The sequence below is a fragment of the Bradyrhizobium sp. CCBAU 45389 genome (assembly GCF_028128625.1).
GTDB lineage: Bacteria > Pseudomonadota > Alphaproteobacteria > Rhizobiales > Xanthobacteraceae > Bradyrhizobium > Bradyrhizobium liaoningense_B.
The window spans coordinates 157,150-175,911 of sequence record NZ_LBIY01000096.1; the positions used below are offsets into that span (position 1 = coordinate 157,150).

The 18,762-nt window shown below is 64.4% G+C and carries 16 protein-coding genes; 11 read left to right on the forward strand and 5 right to left on the reverse strand.

Going from position 1 to position 18,762, the window contains the following annotated elements; translation table 11 throughout:
- Position 1: 1 nt before the first annotated feature.
- From XH79_RS30615 to XH79_RS30635, 5 genes are all read left to right on the forward strand, one after another.
- Entirely contained in the window at positions 2 to 2,707 is a 2,706-nt protein-coding gene (locus XH79_RS30615) for a nitrate reductase (protein ID WP_271584045.1), read from the forward strand.
- Between the two features lie 364 nt (positions 2,708 to 3,071).
- Positions 3,072 to 3,968: an SMP-30/gluconolactonase/LRE family protein gene (locus XH79_RS30620; RefSeq protein ID WP_271584348.1), complete on the forward strand. Its 897-nt coding sequence runs from the start codon at positions 3,072 to 3,074 to the stop codon at positions 3,966 to 3,968.
- A gap of 19 nt (positions 3,969 to 3,987) precedes the next feature.
- Positions 3,988 to 4,827: an aldo/keto reductase gene (locus XH79_RS30625; protein WP_271584046.1), complete on the forward strand. Its 840-nt coding sequence runs from the start codon at positions 3,988 to 3,990 to the stop codon at positions 4,825 to 4,827.
- 189 nt (positions 4,828 to 5,016) lie between these two features.
- The gene (locus XH79_RS30630) at positions 5,017 to 5,958 is read left to right on the forward strand and encodes a DMT family transporter (RefSeq protein ID WP_271584349.1); all 942 of its coding nucleotides are present in this window, start codon (positions 5,017 to 5,019) and stop codon (positions 5,956 to 5,958) included.
- 60 nt (positions 5,959 to 6,018) lie between these two features.
- Positions 6,019 to 7,098: a zinc-binding dehydrogenase gene (locus XH79_RS30635; protein ID WP_271584047.1), complete on the forward strand. Its 1,080-nt coding sequence runs from the start codon at positions 6,019 to 6,021 to the stop codon at positions 7,096 to 7,098.
- A gap of 156 nt (positions 7,099 to 7,254) precedes the next feature.
- Here XH79_RS30635 and ppk2 read toward each other — a convergent pair whose 3' ends face one another.
- Both ppk2 and XH79_RS30645 read right to left on the reverse strand, forming a co-directional pair.
- The gene (gene ppk2, locus XH79_RS30640) at positions 7,255 to 8,169 is read right to left on the reverse strand and encodes a polyphosphate kinase 2 (RefSeq protein ID WP_271584048.1); all 915 of its coding nucleotides are present in this window, start codon (positions 8,167 to 8,169) and stop codon (positions 7,255 to 7,257) included.
- A gap of 75 nt (positions 8,170 to 8,244) precedes the next feature.
- A complete protein-coding gene (locus XH79_RS30645; protein WP_018648199.1) occupies positions 8,245 to 8,706 on the reverse strand; it encodes an Lrp/AsnC family transcriptional regulator in 462 nt (153 codons plus the stop codon).
- 134 nt (positions 8,707 to 8,840) lie between these two features.
- Here XH79_RS30645 and XH79_RS30650 point away from each other — a divergent pair, with 134 nt between their 5' ends.
- Complete coding sequence (locus XH79_RS30650; RefSeq protein WP_271584049.1) at positions 8,841 to 11,204, forward strand: transketolase; 2,364 nt, start codon at positions 8,841 to 8,843, stop codon at positions 11,202 to 11,204.
- Positions 11,205 to 11,530: 326 nt separating this feature from the next.
- Entirely contained in the window at positions 11,531 to 12,961 is a 1,431-nt protein-coding gene (locus tag XH79_RS30655) for an aldehyde dehydrogenase family protein (RefSeq protein ID WP_212343530.1), read from the forward strand.
- A gap of 207 nt (positions 12,962 to 13,168) precedes the next feature.
- Here the strand turns inward: XH79_RS30655 and XH79_RS30660 are convergent, their stop codons facing one another.
- Positions 13,169 to 14,146 (reverse strand): SMP-30/gluconolactonase/LRE family protein, encoded by a 978-nt coding sequence (locus XH79_RS30660; protein ID WP_271584050.1) that lies wholly within the window; start codon positions 14,144 to 14,146, stop codon positions 13,169 to 13,171.
- A gap of 89 nt (positions 14,147 to 14,235) precedes the next feature.
- Between XH79_RS30660 and XH79_RS30665 the strand changes: the two genes are divergently transcribed.
- From XH79_RS30665 to XH79_RS30675, 3 genes are all read left to right on the forward strand, one after another.
- Complete coding sequence (locus XH79_RS30665) at positions 14,236 to 15,060, forward strand: NAD-dependent epimerase/dehydratase family protein (RefSeq protein WP_212343532.1); 825 nt, start codon at positions 14,236 to 14,238, stop codon at positions 15,058 to 15,060.
- A 248-nt stretch (positions 15,061 to 15,308) separates the two neighbouring features.
- Positions 15,309 to 15,605, forward strand: a complete 297-nt coding sequence (locus tag XH79_RS30670; RefSeq protein WP_271584051.1) for a hypothetical protein — start codon at positions 15,309 to 15,311, stop codon at positions 15,603 to 15,605.
- 203 nt (positions 15,606 to 15,808) lie between these two features.
- On the forward strand, positions 15,809 to 16,426 hold the full coding sequence (locus XH79_RS30675; protein ID WP_212343534.1) for a hypothetical protein: 618 nt from the start codon (positions 15,809 to 15,811) through the stop codon (positions 16,424 to 16,426).
- Between the two features lie 99 nt (positions 16,427 to 16,525).
- Here the strand turns inward: XH79_RS30675 and XH79_RS30680 are convergent, their stop codons facing one another.
- The gene (locus XH79_RS30680) at positions 16,526 to 17,356 is read right to left on the reverse strand and encodes a potassium channel family protein (RefSeq protein ID WP_271584052.1); all 831 of its coding nucleotides are present in this window, start codon (positions 17,354 to 17,356) and stop codon (positions 16,526 to 16,528) included.
- Between the two features lie 25 nt (positions 17,357 to 17,381).
- Positions 17,382 to 18,287 carry a transglutaminase family protein gene (locus XH79_RS30685; protein WP_271584053.1) on the reverse strand — a complete coding sequence of 302 codons (906 nt, stop codon included), beginning with the start codon at positions 18,285 to 18,287 and terminating at the stop codon, positions 17,382 to 17,384.
- Between the two features lie 189 nt (positions 18,288 to 18,476).
- Between XH79_RS30685 and XH79_RS30690 the strand changes: the two genes are divergently transcribed.
- On the forward strand, positions 18,477 to 18,740 hold the full coding sequence (locus tag XH79_RS30690; RefSeq protein WP_212343875.1) for a GlsB/YeaQ/YmgE family stress response membrane protein: 264 nt from the start codon (positions 18,477 to 18,479) through the stop codon (positions 18,738 to 18,740).
- Positions 18,741 to 18,762 lie beyond the last annotated feature (22 nt).

An 18,762-nucleotide genomic window follows, 5' to 3' on the forward strand; every position in this document is an offset into this window, starting at 1 on the left:
TATGACGGCGATCGACCCGAACCTCCGTGCTACCCGAACGACTTGCCCCTATTGCGGCGTCGGCTGTGGCGTGCTGGCGACACCGGACGGCAAGGGCGGCGCGGCGATCGCGGGCGATCCGGATCATCCCGCCAATTTCGGCCGGCTGTGCTCGAAGGGCTCGGCGCTCGGCGAGACCGTGGGGCTCGAGAGCCGGCTGCTCTATCCCATGATCCGCTGCAAGGGCGTGCTGGAGCGCGTCGCCTGGAGCGATGCGCTCGACCACGTCGCCCATCGCATGCAGCACATCGTGGCCCGCGACGGCGCCGACGCGGTCGCGTTCTATCTCTCCGGTCAGCTCCTCACCGAGGACTATTACGTCGCCAACAAGCTGATGAAGGGCTTTGTCGGTACGGCGAACGTCGACACCAATTCGCGGCTCTGCATGTCGTCCTCGGTTGCCGGTCACCGTCGCGCCTTCGGCGCCGACACCGTGCCCGGCTGCTACGAGGATCTCGACCAGGCTGATCTCTTGATCTTCGTCGGCTCGAACGCAGCCTGGTGCCATCCCGTGCTGTTCCAGCGCATGCTGAAGAACCGCGGGGAGCGCGGCGCGCGCATGATCGTAATCGATCCGCGCCGCACCGATACCGCGAGCGACGTCGATCTGTTCCTCGGCCTCAAGCCCGGCACCGACACCGCGCTGTTCTCGGGCCTGTTCGTGCATCTCGCCGACAACGGCGTGTTGGACCAGGACTACATCGCTGAGAATACCAGCGGTTTCGACGATGCGCTGGCGCGCGCGCGCAACATCGCCGGCAGCGTCGGCGCGACCGCGCTCGCCACGGGCTTGTCCGAGCAGGACGTCGCCGCCTTCTTCAAGATGTTCCGCGACACCGAGAAGGTCGTCACGCTCTATTCGCAAGGGGTCAACCAGTCGGCGCAGGGCACCGACAAGGTCAACGCGATCCTGAACTGCCATCTCGCCACGGGCCGCATCGGCAAGCCGGGTGCTTCGCCATTCTCGCTCACCGGGCAGCCCAACGCGATGGGCGGCCGCGAGGTCGGCGGCCTCGCCAATATGCTCGCCGCCCATATGGGCTTCACGCCGCCGGACATCGACCGCGTCAGGCGGTTCTGGAAGGCGCCGCGCATCGCCACGCATGAAGGCCTGAAGGCAGTGCAGCTGTTCGAGGCGATCAACCGCGGCGAGGTCAAGGCGCTCTGGGTGATGGGCACCAACCCTGCGGTGTCGCTGCCCGATGCCGACTTCGTGCGCGAGGCGTTGAAGAAGCTCGAGCTGTTCGTGGTCTCCGAGAACGTGCTCTCCAACGACACCGTGGAAGCCGGCCCGCATGTGCTGCTGCCGGCGCTAGCCTGGGGCGAGAAGTCGGGCACGGTGACCAATTCCGAGCGGCGCATCTCGCGCCAGCGTTCGTTCCTGCCCGCGCCGGGCGAGGCGCGCCCCGATTGGTGGATCCTGAGCGAGACCGCAAAGCGCCTCGGCTTCGGCGACAGCTTTAATTACAAATCCGCGGCTGACATTTTCCGCGAGCATGCCGCGCTCTCGGCCTTCGAGAATGATGGTAGTCGCGATTTCGATATCAGCGCGCTCACTTCTCTGTCCGACGAAGCCTTCGACGCCTTGAAGCCTGTGCAATGGCCGGCGCGCGAAGGCGCTGAGCCGGGCGAGCGTTTCTTTGCGCAAGGCGGCTTCTTCACCAATGACGGCAAGGGCCGCTTCATTGCGCCGGAGGTGCCGGCGCTGCGCGGCGAGACCGGTCCGTCGCGTCCCTTACGGCTCAATACCGGGCGCATCCGCGACCAGTGGCACACCATGACCCGCACGGGCCTCAGCCAGCGGCTGGGCGCGCATCTGCCCGAGCCGTTCGTCGAGATCCATCCCGATGACGCCGGCAAATACGGCATCGCCCACGACAGCTATGCCCGCATCACCACCGATTACGGCCAGTGCATCCTGAAGGCCGTCGTCAGCGAAGGTCAGCAGCGCGGCACCCTGTTCGTGCCGATCCACTGGAGCGCGATGAACACCTCGCACGGCCGCGTCGGTGCGCTGGTGCAGTCCTTCACCGATCCGTTTTCGGGGCAGCCGGAAGCGAAGGCCACGCCGGCCGCGATTGCGCCTTATGAATTCGTCTTCCGCGGCTTCGCGCTCTCGCGCAAACAGCTCGACCTGCCGCAGAATCTATTGTGGACCCGCGTCACGGTCAGCGGCGGCTTCGGCTATCTCTTCGCCGACAATGCGGATCTCGCCCGCTGGCCGGCCTGGCTCGAGGGTGTTGTCGGCGAGGACGTCGCCGAGTACCGCGACTTTGGCGGCGGCGTCTATCGTGCAGCGTCTTTCGCAGGCGATCGCATCGAGACCTGCCTGTTCGTCGGACCCGCGCATGACGCGGGCGATTGGGAGGTGGTGAAGAGCCTGTTCGTGGCCGACCAGGTCACCGACGATCAGCGCCGCATGCTGCTGTCGGGCAAGTCCAGCGAAGGCGCCGGCTCGACCGGTCCCATCGTCTGCGCCTGCTTCGGTGTCGGCCGCGGCACCATCTGCGATGCCATCGCTGGTGGCGCGCGCACCGCCACCGAGATCGGTGCAAAACTCAAGGCCGGCACCAATTGCGGCTCCTGCATCCCGGAGTTGAAGCGTCTGATCGCGACGACGGAAGTGGCGCCGGCGAAGCAGGCGAAGGTCGCGGGCGCAGCGGGGTAGGCCCGACTCTTTCCATCGTCATTGCGAGCGTAGCGAAGCAATCCAGAGTCTTTCCGCAGAGGGATTCTGGATTGCTTCGCTGCGCTCGCAATGACGGTGTTGATGCAGGTGCGCCAAAAGCCATGGTCTCGTGCCCCGGACGCAGCGCGGCGTCTCTTCGACGATGCGCTGCAGAGCCGGGGCCCATCTAACAGCGGAGCGTTTGGCTTTTCTGGGTCCCGGCTCTGCGCAGCAGCGTTTCACGCTGCAGCGCGTCCGGGACACGAGAGAGGTGGGGACGCAGCCATGCCCTCCGCCCAATCGACGCGACGTCGATTGTCGCCTATGCTGCCACGCGCTCACCCTCAACAATCAAAAAAACATGATGTACCTGGAAACGCCGCCGCGCCTGATCGAGACCAGGCTGTTCTCCGCGATGCCCGACAAATTCCGCCGCAAGGGCGAGCGGACCGATTGGGCTGACGCCAACCGCCCGGGCGTGCCAACGGACTCCTTCATCGAAGGGCCCTCATTCGACAGGGACGGCCATCTCTACATCGTCGACATTCCGTTCGGCCGCATCTTCCGCATCGCGCCCGGCGGCGAATGGTCGCTGGTGATCGAATATGAGGGCTGGCCGAACGGACTGAAGATCGCAGCCGACGGTCGCATCCTGGTCGCGGACTATAGGCATGGCATCATGGAGCTCGACGCGAAGGCCGGGTGCATCAAGCCCGTTCTGACCGCGCGCAATTCGGAATCGTTCCGCGGCTGCAACGATTTGCATCTCGCCTCCAGCGGCGACATCTATTTCACCGATCAGGGCCAGACCGGCCTGCACGATCCGAGCGGTCGGGTCTATCGTCTCGCAGCAAATGGCCGGCTCGATTGCCTGATCGACACCGGCATCAGCCCGAATGGTCTCGTGCTCGATCCAACCGAGACCGTGTTGTTCGTCGCGATGACGCGCGACAATGCGGTGTGGCGGCTGCCGTTCATGAAGGATAGCAGCGTGTCGAAGGTCGGCCGCTTCTGCTCGCTGTTCGGCACCAGCGGCCCCGACGGCATGACCATGGATGCGAAGGGGCGTTTGTTCGTCGGCCATGCGTCGCTGGGGCATGTCTTCGTGTTCGCGCCCAACGGGGAACTGATCGCGCGGATCAAGTCCTGTGCGGGACCCAACTGCACCAATGTCGCCATCGGTGGCGAAAACCGGGATCGGCTCTATATCACGGAGTCTGCGACCGGCAGCGTGCTGGTCGCGGATATCGGCGGTCTCTAGAGCATCTGAAGGAACAAGCATGAACACAAAACCCTTCGGCAAAACCAGCACCAACGTATCCGTGATCGGGCAGGGCACCTGGTATCTCGACCATGGCGATCGCAAGCGCGCGATCGCGGCGCTTCAGCGCGGGCTCGATCTCGGCATGACCCATGTCGACACCGCCGAGATGTATGGCGATGCCGAGCTCGTCATTGCCGATGCGATCGCGGGCCGGCGCGACGAGGTGTTCCTCGTGTCCAAGGTGCTGCCGAGCAACGCCTCGCGCCGTGGCACCATCACCGCGTGCGAGCGCTCGCTGAAGCGGCTGAAGACCGATCGGCTCGACTGCTATCTCTTGCATTGGCGCGGTTCCTATCCGCTCGAGGACACCGTCGCAGCGTTCGAGGAACTGGTGAAGGCTGGCAAGATCAAGTCCTGGGGCGTCTCCAATTTCGATGCCGACGATCTCGACGAGATTCTCGATGTCTCGGGCGAAGGGCGCATCGCCTGCAATCAGGTGCTCTATCATCTCAAGGAACGCGCCATCGAGCATGCGGTGATCCCGTGGTGCGAGAAGCATGATGTTGCCGTCGTCGCCTATTCGCCGTTCGGTCACGACGACTTCCCGGCGAGCAACAGCAAGGGCGGCGCCGTGCTCGCGCGCATCGCGGAGGCGCTTCGTGCAACACCGCGTCAGGTCGCGCTGAGCTTCCTCACCCGTGCGACTACGGTGTTCGCGATTCCGAAGGCCTCATCCGCGGAACACGCCAGCGAAAATGCGGCGGCTGGTAATCTCGTGCTGACGAAAGAGGAGATTTCGGCGCTCGATGCGGCGTTTCCGCGCGGCCCGAAGCCGCGTGGACTGCCCATGCTGTAGTGCAGCAAAGGCCTATTCTTAATGGAATATTGACGCGCGCGGCGATCAGCGCATATCGGCATCCTGTTTTCGGAAGTTGTGAAAGCGGCGCATTTGTCGTTTTTTAAGAACGCACTCGATTCGCATTTTTCCCGAGTTCCAGCCGTGACCCCGCCGCCAGCCGCAGCCGCAAGGCTCGACAGTATTTCCGTGCCCATGCCCGAGAAGAAGCATGTTGGTCGCCGCGCACCTGCGCGCGTCGATCATCCCTTCAAGGGCATCGCGCTGATCCTGCTGTCGACGGTGTTCCTCGGCTGCTCCGACACCGCCGCGAAATATCTGTCGACCAGCCTGCCCTCGATCGAGATCACCTGGATCCGCTTTCTCACCTTCGCGCTGATCTTCACGCCGGTGATGCTGCGGTCCTCGCCGTATTACGCGATGCGCACCGAGCGTCTCGGATTGCACGTGATGCGCGGCGCGGTGCTGCTCGGCTCCTCGCTGTTCTTCATCACCGGCCTCGGCTTCCTCCCGATCGCGGAGGCGTCCGCCACCGGCTTCGTCGCGCCGCTGTTCGTCACCGCGCTCTCGATCGTCTTCCTCGGCGAGAAGGTCGGCATGCGCCGCTGGTTCGCGACCGCGCTCGGCCTCATCGGCGTGCTGATCATCCTGCGGCCGGGCACCAGCGCGTTTCATCCGGCGGCGTTCTTCCCCGTCGTCTCGGCGGCCTGCTGGGCCGGTACGCTGATCCTGACGCGCATGATGAGCGGCCGCGAAGCCGTCGTCACCACCATGGCCTATTCCTCGCTGACCGGCCTTGCGATCCTCACCGCGATCGTGCCGTTCGTCTGGGTGACGCCGTCCTGGACCGCGATCGCGCTCGGCATTTTCATCGGCATCGCCTCGACTGCGGGCCAGTGGATCGTCGTGCTGGCCTATCGCTACGGCGATGCCTCGGTGCTGGCGCCTTTCTCCTACTCGCAATTGTTGTGGGTCAGCGTTCTCGGCTTCTTCATCTTCGGCGAGGTGCCGAGCATCTGGACCATCGTCGGGGCGGCCTTCATCGTCGCCAGCGGTCTCTACATCGCCCACCGCGAACGCGTCCGCCGCGCCTCGCTCCTGGTGCAGGCCGAGCGTTCCCCGAACGCCTGACGCAATATCGCAGCTCCCGCTTCGTGCTATCAACGGCTCCAACAACACGGGAGGAGCCGGATGCGCGCCGCGATTTTCAGGGACGGTGAGATTGTCGTTGGCGAGATGGCCGAGCCGAAACCGGGCGCGGGCCAGGTGCTGGTCAAGACGCTCGCCTGCGGCATCTGCGGCTCCGACCTGCATGCGCGTCAGCACGCTCCCCGCATGGTGGAGATGGCGAAGAAGACCGGTCGCACGCCGATGGATTTGTCGCGCGATGTCGTGTTCGGTCACGAGTTCTGCTGCGAGATCGTCGATTACGGCCCGGGCACCGAACGTCGGCTCAAGCCGGGGACGCATGTCTGCTCGCTGCCCGCGCTGCTGACGCCGGAGGGCATCAAGGGCATCGGTTATTCCAACGAATTTGTCGGCGGCTATGCGGAAGCGATGCTGCTGAGCGAGCCGTTGTTGCTCGAGGTGCCCAACGGCCTTGCGCCGGAACACGCCGCGCTCACCGAGCCGCTGGCGGTCGGCGTTCACGCCGTGGCGAAAGCCGGCATTCGCGGTGGCGAGGTGCCGCTGGTGATCGGCTGCGGGCCGGTCGGGCTTGCGGTGATCGCCGCGCTGAAGATCAGGGGCCTGCATCCGATCGTCGCCGCCGACTATTCCCCGGCGCGTCGCGCGCTCGCGGCGAAACTTGGCGCCGACATCGTCGTCGATCCCAGGGTGTCGCAGCCCTATGCGACCTGGGCCGAGCATGCGCAGATGTCGGAGGCGGAGAAGGCGGCGCGGCCGCCGTTCCAGGCCATGCTGCCGGCGCTCAAGCCGGCGATCATCTTCGAATGCGTCGGCGTGCCCGGTCTGTTGCAGCAGGTGTTCGAAGGTGCCCCGCGCGATGCGCGCATCGTCGTGGTCGGCGTCTGCATGGAGAGCGATAAAAGCGAGCCCATGCTCGGCATCATGAAGGAGCTCAATGTCCAGTACGTGCTCGGCTACACGCCGGAGGAGTTTGCGGCGTCGCTTCGGTTGATTGCCGAAGGGCAGGTGGATGCCGCGGCCATGGTGACGGCGGAAGTCGGCATCGACGGCGTGGCAAAGGCGTTCGCGGATTTGGCCAATCCGGAAGTCCACACCAAGATCATCGTGCAGCCGTGGCGTTGACGGTGCCGTAGGGTGGGTTAGCCCTGCGGCTGCGCGAAGCGCAGTCCGCATGGCGTAACCCACCACTTTCCTTGCCGCGGTTACAGAAGAGGTGGGTTACGCCGTGCAGATGCGCTTCGCGCACCTGCCCAGCTAACCCACCCTACAAGACCTCCCTCAATACTTCGCCGGCACATACATCTCCGGCGGGACCGGGCCGCGGTGATAGTCCGGGTTGCGCACGCGCGCCGGCAGTACCACCGGGACGCGCGCGACCTCCTGGTACGGAATCTGGCTCAACAGATGCGAGATGCAGTTGAGCCGCGCGCGCTTCTTGTCGACGGCATCGACGATCCACCACGGCGAGTCCTGTAGGTGGGTGTGCTCCAGCATCGTCTCCTTGGCCTTGGTGTACGCCTCCCAGCGGCTGCGCGCCTCGACGTCCATCGGGCTCAGCTTCCACTGCTTCAGCGGATCCTTGATGCGCATGGAGAAGCGGAACTGCTGCTCGTCGTCGGTGATCGAGAACCAGTACTTGACCAGGATGATGCCGGAGCGGATTAGCATCCGCTCGAATTCCGGCACTGTCTTGAAGAACTCCTGGTATTGCTCCTCGGTGCAGAAGCCCATCACGCGCTCGACGCCGGCGCGGTTGTACCAGCTGCGGTCGAACAGCACGATTTCGCCGCCGGCCGGCAGGTGCGCCACGTAGCGCTGGAAGTACCATTGCGACCGCTCGCGCTCGCTCGGCGCGGGAAGCGCGGCGACGCGGCAGACGCGCGGATTGAGGCGCTGCGTGATGCGCTTGATGACGCCGCCCTTGCCGGCGGAATCGCGGCCCTCGAACAGCACGACCACCTTCTTCTTCTCGTTCTGCACCCAGTCCTGCAGCTTGACCAGTTCGCCCTGGAGGCGGAGCAGCTCCCGGAAATAGAGTTTTCGGTCGACCGTCGGGTTCAGCGTATCGGTCTCGTCCAGGAGCTCGTCGAGACGGGCGTCATCCAGCTCCATCTCCAGCTCTTCGTCGAGATCGTCGGCCATCTCCTGGATGATGCGCTCGCGCTTGGCGGTCTGGGAGGTGCGGTCGGTCATGGGTCCTTCTCTCGGCTGGCTGCGAGTGGGCCACGACCATCGGCGTGGTTTGTTGCGCCCATGTGACAGCCGCGATCACACCGGCAGTGCGATCGAGTACTTCACCTGGCTCAGTGCGAAGCTGGACTCGATCGAGGCGATGCCGTCGAGCCGGGTCAGCTTGGTCTTCAGGAAGGTCTCGTAGGAGGCGAGGTCGGCCGCCACGACGCGCAGGAGATAGTCGCGGTTGCCGGTCATCAGGTAGCATTCCAGCACCTCATCCCATTTCGAGATCGCGCGGGCGAAGCGGTTGAGGTCCTCCTCCTTCTGCCGCGCCAGCTTGATCGAGATGAAGACGCTGACGTGGAGGCCGAGCGCCTTCTGGTCGACGGTTGCCACATAGCGCGAGATGACGCCGCGCTCCTCGAGCAGCTTGACCCGGCGGTGGCAGGGCGAGACCGAGAGCCCGACCTTGTCGGCGAGCTCCTGCATGGTCAGGCGGCTGTCGTTCTGGAGGTAGCTGAGGATCTTGCGGTCGATGGCGTCGAGCTCGGGCATTGGGATGGAACCTGTATCGGATGGCATTTCATTGGTAAAATATCCCAATTTCGGCGGGTATGGCGCGAAAAATTGAGAAGTTTGGCCCCGCCCGCAGGCGTATGATCCCGGAATCAGATTTCCGGAGCATCGCCATGCCCGTCGATTCCGCTCGCCTCGACACGTTGACCGCTCTCAGCCGCAAGGCACTGTGGCTGTCGTCCTGGACCATCCACCACGCCAACCACATCCGCGCCAATGCGGATGGACTCAAGGTCGGCGGCCACCAGGCCTCGTCCGCCTCCCTCGCGACCATCATGTCCGCGCTGTATTTCCATGTGCTGCGCCCAGAGGACCGCGTCGCGGTGAAGCCGCATGCGAGCCCGGTGTTCCACGCCATCCAGTACCTGTTCGGCCGGCAGAGTCGCGAGAAGCTGGAGAATTTTCGCGGCTTCAAGGGCGCGCAGTCCTATCCCTCGCGGACCAAGGACGTCGACGACGTCGATTTCTCCACCGGCTCGGTCGGCCTCGGCGTCGCGCAGACGCTGTTCTCTTCGCTGGTGCAGGACTACGTCAAGGCGCATGGCTGGATGAAGGACCGCCGCGAGGGGCGGATGATCGCACTCGTCGGCGACGCCGAGATGGACGAGGGCAACATCTTTGAAGCCCTGGCAGAGGGCTGGAAGCACGGCCTGCGCAACACCTGGTGGGTGGTCGACTATAACCGCCAGTCGCTCGACGCCGTCGTGCGCGAAGGTCTGTGGGAAAAGTTCGAGACCATGTTCCGCAATTTCGGCTGGGACGTGGTGATCGTCAAATACGGACGCCTGATGCGCGAGGCCTTTGCCGAGCCCGGCGGCGAGGCGCTCAAGCGCTGGATCGACAATTGCCCGAATGCGCTCTATGCGGCGCTGTGCTTCCAGGGCGGTGCGGCCTTCAGAAAACATCTGCATGACGAGATCGGCGATCAGGGGCCGATCACAAAACTGATCGACAAGCGCAGCGACGAGGAGCTGCTGGCACTGATGTCGAATCTCGGCGGCCACGACATGGCGAGCATGCTGGAGGCGTTCGAGTCCGTCGATCACGACCGCCCGGTCTGCTTCATCGCCTACACCATCAAGGGCGTCGGCCTGCCGTTCCAGGGCCACAAGGACAACCATGCCGGCCTGATGACGGTCGCGCAGATGGAGAAATATCGCGAGAGCCAGAACATCCGTCCCGGCCACGAATGGGACAAGTACGAGGGCCTCGCGCAATCCGCTGCCGAGCTCGACGCGTTCCTTGCGCGCGTGCCGTTCAACCAGGACGGTCGCCGGCTGACCGCGCCTGTCATCGAGGTGCCCGCGCAGCTCAGCTTCAAGCCGTCGCCGCAGATGTCGACCCAGCAGGGCTTTGGCTTGGTGCTGAACGAGATCGCGCGCGGCGACAGCGAGCTGGCAAAGCGAATCGTCACGACCTCGCCCGACGTCACCGTCTCGACCAATCTCGGGCCCTGGGTGAACCGCCGCGGCCTGTTCGCGCGGGGCGAGAAGGCGGATTTATTCCGCAGCGAGAAAATTCCGTCCACATTCAATTGGGACTTCTCGCCCAAGGGTCAGCATCTCGAGCTCGGCATTGCCGAGATGAACCTGTTCATCATGCTCTCGGCGCTCGGCCTGTCGCACCAGATCAATGGCGAGCGGCTGTTGCCGGTCGGCACGCTCTACGATCCCTTCATCGAGCGCGGCCTCGATGCGCTGAACTATGCCTGCTACCAGGATGCGCGCTTCATGGTGGCGGCGACGCCGTCCGGCATCACGCTCGCGCCGGAAGGCGGCGCGCACCAGTCGATCGCAACGCCCCTGATCGGCATGGCGCAGGACGGGCTCGCTTCGTTCGAGCCGGCCTTCGTCGACGAACTCGCCGTGATCATGGGCTGGGGTTTTGACCACATGCAGCGCGATCCGGGCGAGGGCGGTTCCGTCTACCTGCGGCTCTCGACGCGCAGCATCGAGCAGGCGCAGCGGATCATGACGCCGGAGCTGCAGCAGGGCATCACGGACGGCGCCTACTGGCTGCGCAAGCCGGGCCCGAATGCCGAGGTCGTGATCGCCTATACCGGCGCGGTCGCGCCCGAGGCGATCGAGGCCACCGGCTTCATCGGCGAGAGCCGCCGCGACGTCGGCCTGCTCGCGATCACCTCGGCCGACCGCCTCCACGCGGGCTGGACCGCCGCGCGGAAATTGCGGCGCGACCGCCGCGGCGTGCAGCACCTCAGCCACATCGAAAAGCTGCTGGCGCCGCTGCCGCGCGACTGCGGCCTCGTGACCGTGATCGACGGCCATCCCTCCGCGCTCGGCTGGCTCGGCAGCGTCCGCGGCCACCGCGTCGAGGCGCTCGGCGTCGAGCAGTTTGGCCAGACCGGCAGCATCGCGGACCTTTATCGGCACTACGGCATCGATGCGAATGCGATCATCGATGCGGCCGAAAGCCTCACCACCGGCGCGCCGGTGCTGCACCGGAAGATGGCGGTGTAGTCGAGGTAACCGGCCGCATGGGCCCCGGCTCAGCAGCGCACCGCTGCGCCGGACGATGCTTCGCATCGCCGGGGAAGCGCTGCGCTGCGTCCGGGGCACGAGACTATCTAGACTCGTTACAATCTCGTGTCCCGGACGCGGCGCGACATGAAATGTCGCGGCGCAGAGCCGGGACCCATGGCCGCTTGCCTCGCTTCAAATCGCGTCCCATATTCCGCGTGTCCGCCGCAACGCTGGCCCCGCATATGGCGGGTTCAATTGCCGGCGCTTTCGTGCAAGGATGCCTGCCGAAACGCCCCCTCCAAGCCCCCAAGAAGAGGTTAACGATGGTCAATCGCATGCAATTCTACATCGACGGCGCCTGGGTCGATCCCGCCGTCAAGAAGTCCACCGCCGTGGTCAATCCCGCGACGGAAGAGGCGATGTACGAGGTTGCGCTCGGCTCGAAGGCCGATGTCGACAAGGCCGTTGCCGCCGCCAAGCGCGCCTTTGCAACGTTCTCCCAGACCAGCCGCGAGGAGCGCGTCGCGCTGCTCACCAAAGTCATCGAGGTCTACAAGGGCCGTCTCAAGGAGATCGGCGCCGCCGTCTCCGACGAGATGGGCGCGCCGCTGCCGATGGCGGAGAAGCTGCAGGCCGGCGCCGGCCTCGGCCATCTCATGACCACGCTCGACGTGCTCAAGAACTATCATTTCGAGGAGCCGGTCGGCACCGCCATGGTGCTGCGCGAGCCGGTCGGCGTGGTCGGCATGATCACGCCCTGGAACTGGCCGCTCAACCAGATCGCCTGCAAGGTCGCGCCTGCGCTCGCCGCCGGCTGCACCATGATCCTGAAGCCCTCGGAGTTCACCCCGACCTCGGCGCTGATCTTCGCGGAGATCCTCCATGAAGCCGGCGTGCCGAAGGGCGTGTTCAACCTCGTCAACGGTCTCGGCCCCGAGGTCGGCGCCGCCATGAGCGAGCACCCCGACATCGACATGATTTCCTTCACCGGCTCGACCCGCGCCGGCATCGATGTGGCGAAGCGCGCCGCGCCGACCGTGAAGCGCGTCAGCCAGGAGCTCGGCGGCAAGTCGCCGAACGTCATCCTCGAAGGTGCCGACCTCACCAAGGCGGTGACCGGCGGCGTGATGCACATGTTCAACAACTCCGGCCAGTCCTGCAACGCGCCCTCGCGCATGATTGTACCGGCCTCGAAGATGAAGGAAGTCTCAGCGATCGCGAAGGCCGTCGCCGACAAGACCAAGGCCGGCGATCCGCGCGGCGAAGGCACCACCATCGGCCCGGTCGTCAATCGCGGCCAGTGGGACAAGATCCAGGCGCTGATCAAGAAGGGCATCGACGAGGGCGCAACGCTCGTCGCCGGCGGCCCGGGCCTGCCTGAAGGCGTCAACAAGGGCTTCTATGTCCGTCCGACCATCTTCGCCGACGTCACTCCCGAGATGACGATCGCGCGCGAAGAGATCTTCGGACCGGTGCTGACCATCATCGGCGCCAAGGACGAAGCCGACGCCGTGCAGATCGCCAACGACACGCCGTACGGTCTTGCCGGCTACGTCTCGGGCGCGACGGTCGAGGACGCCAAGCGCGTCGGCCGCCAGATCCGCGCCGGCAACGTCAACCTCCAGGGCGTGCCCAACGACCGCACCGCGCCGTTCGGCGGCTACAAGCAGTCGGGCAACGGCCGCGAGTGGGGCAAGTACGGCCTCGAGGACTTCCTCGAAGTGAAGGCGGTCGCCGGCTTCAACGCGGCGTAAATTTCAGCGCCTGAATGAACAAAGCGCCGGAGCGGGAACCCGCTCCGGCGCTTTTCTTTTTGGCCAATGTGTTTCGACAACACGAGGTCTCGTAGGGTGGGCAAAGGCGCGCTCTTCGCGCGACGTGCCCACCATTGCGAGCCGAGCAAGAAATGGTGGGCACGCTTCGCTTTGCCCACCCTACGAGACTGTCACTGCGGAGAGAGCCTATCCCCCCAACGCGCCCTGCGTGTTCACATACAGCGCGTAGATCGACTGGCTCGCGGCCATGAACAGGCGGTTGCGCTTGACGCCGCCGAAGCAGAGATTGGCGCAGCGCTCGGGCAGCGCGATGCGGCCGATCATGACGCCGTCGGGCGCGAACACGACCACGCCGTCGAGCTCGGGATCGCCCATGCCCCAGCCGCACCAGAGATTGCCGTCGATGTCGCAGCGCATGCCGTCCGGCGTGCCCGGACCCGCATCGATGTGGACGCGCTTCTTCGAAATCGTGGTGCCCTCGGGCGAAACGTCATAGGCGAGGATTTTTCGGTTGGGCACGCCGCGCGATTCCACGACGTAAAGAATCTTCTCGTCCGGCGAGAAGCACAGCCCGTTCGGCCCGAGCACGCCCTCGGCGACGATGGTCGCCTTGCCGGTCTGGGGATCGAGCCGGTAGACATTCGGATCGATCTCGGGCTCGGCCTTGTAGCCCTCGTAATTGCCGAGCAGGCCGAAGGTCGGATCGGTGAACCAGATTGAGCCGTCCGATTTAACAACGACATCGTTCGGCGAGTTCAACCGCTTGCCATTGAATTGATCCATCAGCACGGTGATCTCGCCGTCATGCTCAGTGCGGGTCACGCGACGGCCGCCGTGCTCGCAAGTCACCAGCCGGCCTTGGCGATCCCTGGTGTTGCCATTGGCGAAATTCGAGGGCTTTCGGAAGTTCGAGACCGCACCGGTCTCTTCTTCCCATTTGATGATGCGCTGGTTCGGGATATCGCTGCACAGGAGATAGCGCCCGTCGCCGAACCAGACCGGCCCCTCGGCCCAGCGCAGCCCGGTCGCCAGCCGCTCCACGGCCGACAGCTTCAGCCAGTATTTTTCGAAGCGGGGATCGAGCGCGCGGATCGCCGGATCCGGATAATAGCTCGCCGGCCGCCAGCCTGGCCGCTCCTGGGAGTGGGACGATGCCTCATTCATGTCGGTTCTCTCGTTTCGTTCCCTCTGGACAATTCTGCTATCATTAGAGACACGTGACCGCAAATCGGTCACTAACGGCGAGGGACAACATGCCGCGTATTTTGATGACGGGAGCTTCGGGCGGAATCGGCACGAGCCTGCGAAAACTGCTGCCGCCGATCTATCCGGATCTCCTGCTCTCCGACATCAAGCCGCCGGCCGATCTCGGCGCGAACGAGAAATTCAAGGCGGCGGACCTCGCCGATCTCGCGCAGTGCGAGGCGATCTGCGAGGGGGTCGACGGCATCATCCATTTCGGCGGCTATTCGGTCGAAGGCAGCTGGGATCAAATCCTTCAGGCCAACATCATCGGCGGCTACAATCTGTTCGAGGCCGCGTACCGCAAGGGCGTCAAGCGCGTCGTGTTCGCCTCGTCGAACCACGCCGTCGGCTTCTATCCGCGTCACCACAAGATCGGCACCGACGTCACCCCGCGCCCCGACGGGCGCTACGGCGTCAGCAAGGTGTTCGGCGAAGCGGTCGGCGCGCTCTACGCCGACAAGCACGGGCTGAAGGTGACTTGCCTGCGCATCGGCAATTTTGGCGACATGCCGCTCGACCAGCGCCGGCTCGCGATCTGGCTCAAGCCCGACGACCTCGTGCAGCTCTGCCGCATCGGGCTCGAACATCCCGACATCCACTTCGAAGTCTTCTACGGCGCCTCCCTCAACGAGCGCGCCTGGTGGGACAACCATCGCGCCTACGAGTTCGGCTACCGCCCGACGGGCCGCGCCGAAGATTTCCGCGAGCACGCGATGGCCGAGCAGGCCAAGCTGAAGCCCGATCCGGTCGGCGATTATTTCCAGGGCGGCACGTTCTGCAGCATGGAGTTCGACGCCGACCCGAGCCGCATCATCGACTGGAAGAAGCGCTAGCGTCGACGTCAGGAATGCAGATGCGCCCTCCCGGCTCGGCTTGCGGGGCGGGAGGGGCGCACGATCGCGATGACGGCAGAGGTCTTGAACGGCCCCCTCCGTCTAACGTCTGAGTGCACACCGTAGAGTTCCGGATTTCCGTTTTCGGAAATAGGCGTTCTATTGTCGGAACACGTGAGCGTTTCTTCTATCCATTGCGTCGCGCGGACGTGACCGCCTTTTCATTCTAGCGATTGTGGAAAAGCAAAATGCGCAAGATGGTTCTCTCAGGGGCCGCGGTGTTGACCGTCGCCCTCGTCGCGGCGGTATCCTGGCCAACGCCGCGTCCGGATGTGGAGCGATTCGGGGACAATGTCTACGAAACCATCTGGTTCTGGCGCATCCCGGTCTACGCCCACAATCCTGCCTGGAGTGTGCGCTGGACGTGGAACGATCCGCTTCACGCACAGGCAAGATGCTGCCGGGCCACGCCGCAGCCGATATCCGAACCGGGCTCGCAGGTTCCTCCGGCCAGTCAGGCGATCGCGCGCTTGGCAAGCAAATAGAAGGGCCGCGTGGCTATCTGGTTTCTGGTTGAAGTGTTGCATCACGCGCTGTGCCAGAGGGACGCAGATGGTTCCGGAGATAGCTCGCATTTCTCTCAAATGAGTTCCTTGCTTTAAGCTTAACCAGAAACCTAATCCTCGATTTACAGCTGCAATCTACAGTTTACCTTGTTCTTGAATCGGTCATTCAAGGACGCCAACAAATGCGCCGCTTTGCGCTCAACCCATGTCTCGTGATTGTTCTGGCGGCATCGGGTTTCAGCGCGTACGCCGACGCGAACAAGGCCGATGGCGGCAGCTCGGCCTCGCTCGCTCCGCGTGCGAAGATCGAATGCTCGCTCAAGCGCAAGCCCGGTGAACCCCTCGATCCCCCGTCGACGGCCGCCATCCCATCTACCGAATCCTTCGTTGCGAGCAAGCATTTCAAGGAGGACATTGCGCCGACCGCGCCCGTCAAGATTTCGTGGCTCGGCGCGAGCTTCGCACGCCGCTTCGCCGTCAAGGTCGAGACCGCGGACGACACGTCTCTGCAGACTCATGCCTTGAACAATCCTGCAAATGCCGCGCGGATCGTCGATGAGCTGGGCGCTCGTGCCGAGAGCAAACTTGCCGATATCTGGTGTCTCCTGAAGCTGCAGGCCAACGGCGAAAGCGGGGCGCTGCAGACCGGCTCCGCTCCGAACCTCTTCTTTGTCCGCGATGGCGCGGGCGACCTTGGCGTGGTTGACGCCCTGTGGGGTGGCGCGGGCTGGGAAATCGGAGCCAGTCCGATCGGAAGCCCGCGGGCCTGGACTCCCGGCACGCGCGTGTTCTCTCACTGAGACGAGACGTCCTCAGTCTTCGCAGGCGGGGTGCGGCGGCCGATCCTTCTCGGCCTGCTGCATCCATGGCGCGCGCTTCAGCGCGCCGTCATGCGGTGCCTAGTCCATGCCTTCGTCGGGAATATTCAGGATGGTCCCGCAGGCCTTGCAATGTACCGCATCGACGTCATGGCGCTGCAGGGCGCAGACCGGGCAGGGAAAGCGCACCTTGGAGGGCGCGAGCAGGGCCTTGGCGAGATTCAGGAACAGGGTCACGCCGAAGATCATGATGACGACGGTGATCAGTCGCCCGACCGTGCCGGGCAGGGTGATGTCGCCGAAACCGGTCGTGGTCAGCGCGGTGACCGTGAAGTAGAGTGCGTCGGCATAGTTGGCGATCTGCTGGTTGTGGGACCTCTGGGTCTCGTAGACGACCCCGGTCATCACGAAAATGAACACGCCGAGATTCGCGACCGCAAAGACCACTTCCTCGTTCCGTCGAAAGAAGGCGCTGTCGGCCCTCAGCCGCGCCACCATCTGGTAGTCGCGCAACAGCCGCAATGTCCGGAACGCACGCAGGAATCCGCCGGCTTCTCCGGCGAGCGGCGCGAGGAACGAAATGATGACGACGATGTCGGTCCAGGTCGAAAGCCGCGTGAGCTCGCGCAGCGGCTGACGGCTGATGATCATCCGTGCCGAGAAATCCGCAAGGATCAGCAGGCCGAACACGACATCGAGCGCCTCGACGGTCCTGTTGCGAGGCAGGAACGAGGTCGCGATGATGAACAGAACCGTGACGATATCGAGCGTGAGCAAGGCGTAGCGAAATCTGATGCAGCCGAATGTGTCGCCCTCGTAAAGCTGCCTGACCCTGTCTTTCAGAATCTCGAATGGGACGGCAACGGCGCCGAGCAGCCCATGTCCCTTTGTGTTGTTGCGATGAGACACCATGGTCAGCGACCGCCGCGCCTGCGGCCTATCCGTCCGAAGGATCGAGCATTTCGCCGAGCTTGCGAACGGCGACATTGATCGACATGCCGAGGTAGTCGCCGGAATCGCCGAACCACGAGCCGGCCAGCGGCACGGCCTGCCCTGGATGCCGCGCTATGGCCACCGGGATGAGGTCGAAGCCGGCGCTCAGGCTGTTGGTCGGATCGTAATCGAGCCAGCCGGCGCCGGGCAGGAACACCTGCACCCATGCATGGGTGGCGCCGGAGCCGGTCATCCCCACTGCGCTGCCGTCGAGCGATGCGTCATAGAGATAGCCGCTGACGAAGCGCGCGGCAAAGCCGAGTCGGCGCAACGTCTCGATCATGAGCCAGGCAAAGTCGCGGCAGGTGCCGGATTTCGTGCGCAGCGTCTCGCCAGGGGACTGGGTGCCTTCCGCCTCTCTTCCGCGATAGCTGAACTCGCTGCGAAACAGGCCCAGCATCCGGCGCAGCAGGTCGGCGGTCCGGTCCTGATCGCCGGCAACGAAGCTCTTGGTCCATGCCGCATGGCTGCCGTCTGGATCGTCGGCATGCGGACGCAAATATCCTGCAAGATCGGTCCACTCATCCGGCGTGTACTGCACGGGGACTTCCTCGGCCCGCGGCTCCAGCGGAAACGTCTCCAGCCCCTTGATGCCGAAATAGATGCCGCGAACCTTGAACGTGAAGGTCAGCTCGCTGCCGGGCTCGCTGAAGTCCATCACGGTGACGGCATTGGAGCGGGCGTCGGTCACCCAATGCACCTTTGATGGCAGACTGGTCGAAGCGGACCAGCGAAGCAGCCGGGTCGAGGCGCCGCGCCGCGGCAAGAACATGGCCCGGTGCGTGCCGAACGTCACCGGCTTTGCATAGCGATAGGTCGTCGTGTGCGTGATCTCGCCGATGATCGCCATGCACTGACCCGTTTCGCGTTGCAGCGCTCGTCGAGCGCCGTCTCACACAGCAAGAGCGGCCTGCAGCTTTCGGCTCGGCCGCTTCCGCCCATTGATCTAGATCAACGTCATTCCCGGCGTCGTCTGGCCCATCAAACGACATTCCTTCAGACGTTTGATGTTTCGAATTGACCGAATGGAGCGATGGACATGGGTATCCTTTGGACGATCATCATCGGATTTATCGTAGGATTGGTCGCGAAGTTCATCATGCCCGGCGACAAATCCGAGCCCACAGGGTTCATTTTGACGACGGTCCTGGGAATTGTGGGCGCGTTCGTTGCGACCTGGCTCGGTCAGGCCGTGGGATGGTACCGGTTCGGGGAGGGCGCCGGCTTCATCGGAAGCGTGGTCGGTGCAATCATCCTCCTGTTTGTGTACGGCCTTGTCATGGGTCGTCAGGGGCGGGCCTGATCGATCCACATGATCGGCCGAG

Coding starts and splice junctions, on each gene's coding strand:
- XH79_RS30670 (WP_271584051.1), top strand. CDS start 15,309: ATGCGCAAGATGGTTCTCTCAGGGGCCGCGGTGTTGACCGTCGCCCTC.
- XH79_RS30650 (WP_271584049.1), top strand. CDS start 8,841: ATGCCCGTCGATTCCGCTCGCCTCGACACGTTGACCGCTCTCAGCCGC.
- XH79_RS30660 (WP_271584050.1), bottom strand. CDS start 14,146: ATGAATGAGGCATCGTCCCACTCCCAGGAGCGGCCAGGCTGGCGGCCG.
- XH79_RS30615 (WP_271584045.1), top strand. CDS start 2: ATGACGGCGATCGACCCGAACCTCCGTGCTACCCGAACGACTTGCCCC.
- XH79_RS30635 (WP_271584047.1), top strand. CDS start 6,019: ATGCGCGCCGCGATTTTCAGGGACGGTGAGATTGTCGTTGGCGAGATG.
- XH79_RS30645 (WP_018648199.1), bottom strand. CDS start 8,706: ATGCCCGAGCTCGACGCCATCGACCGCAAGATCCTCAGCTACCTCCAG.
- XH79_RS30665 (WP_212343532.1), top strand. CDS start 14,236: ATGCCGCGTATTTTGATGACGGGAGCTTCGGGCGGAATCGGCACGAGC.
- XH79_RS30685 (WP_271584053.1), bottom strand. CDS start 18,287: ATGGCGATCATCGGCGAGATCACGCACACGACGACCTATCGCTATGCA.
- XH79_RS30625 (WP_271584046.1), top strand. CDS start 3,988: ATGAACACAAAACCCTTCGGCAAAACCAGCACCAACGTATCCGTGATC.
- XH79_RS30620 (WP_271584348.1), top strand. CDS start 3,072: ATGTACCTGGAAACGCCGCCGCGCCTGATCGAGACCAGGCTGTTCTCC.
- XH79_RS30680 (WP_271584052.1), bottom strand. CDS start 17,356: ATGGTGTCTCATCGCAACAACACAAAGGGACATGGGCTGCTCGGCGCC.
- XH79_RS30690 (WP_212343875.1), top strand. CDS start 18,477: ATGGGTATCCTTTGGACGATCATCATCGGATTTATCGTAGGATTGGTC.
- XH79_RS30675 (WP_212343534.1), top strand. CDS start 15,809: ATGCGCCGCTTTGCGCTCAACCCATGTCTCGTGATTGTTCTGGCGGCA.
- ppk2 (WP_271584048.1), bottom strand. CDS start 8,169: ATGACCGACCGCACCTCCCAGACCGCCAAGCGCGAGCGCATCATCCAG.
- XH79_RS30655 (WP_212343530.1), top strand. CDS start 11,531: ATGGTCAATCGCATGCAATTCTACATCGACGGCGCCTGGGTCGATCCC.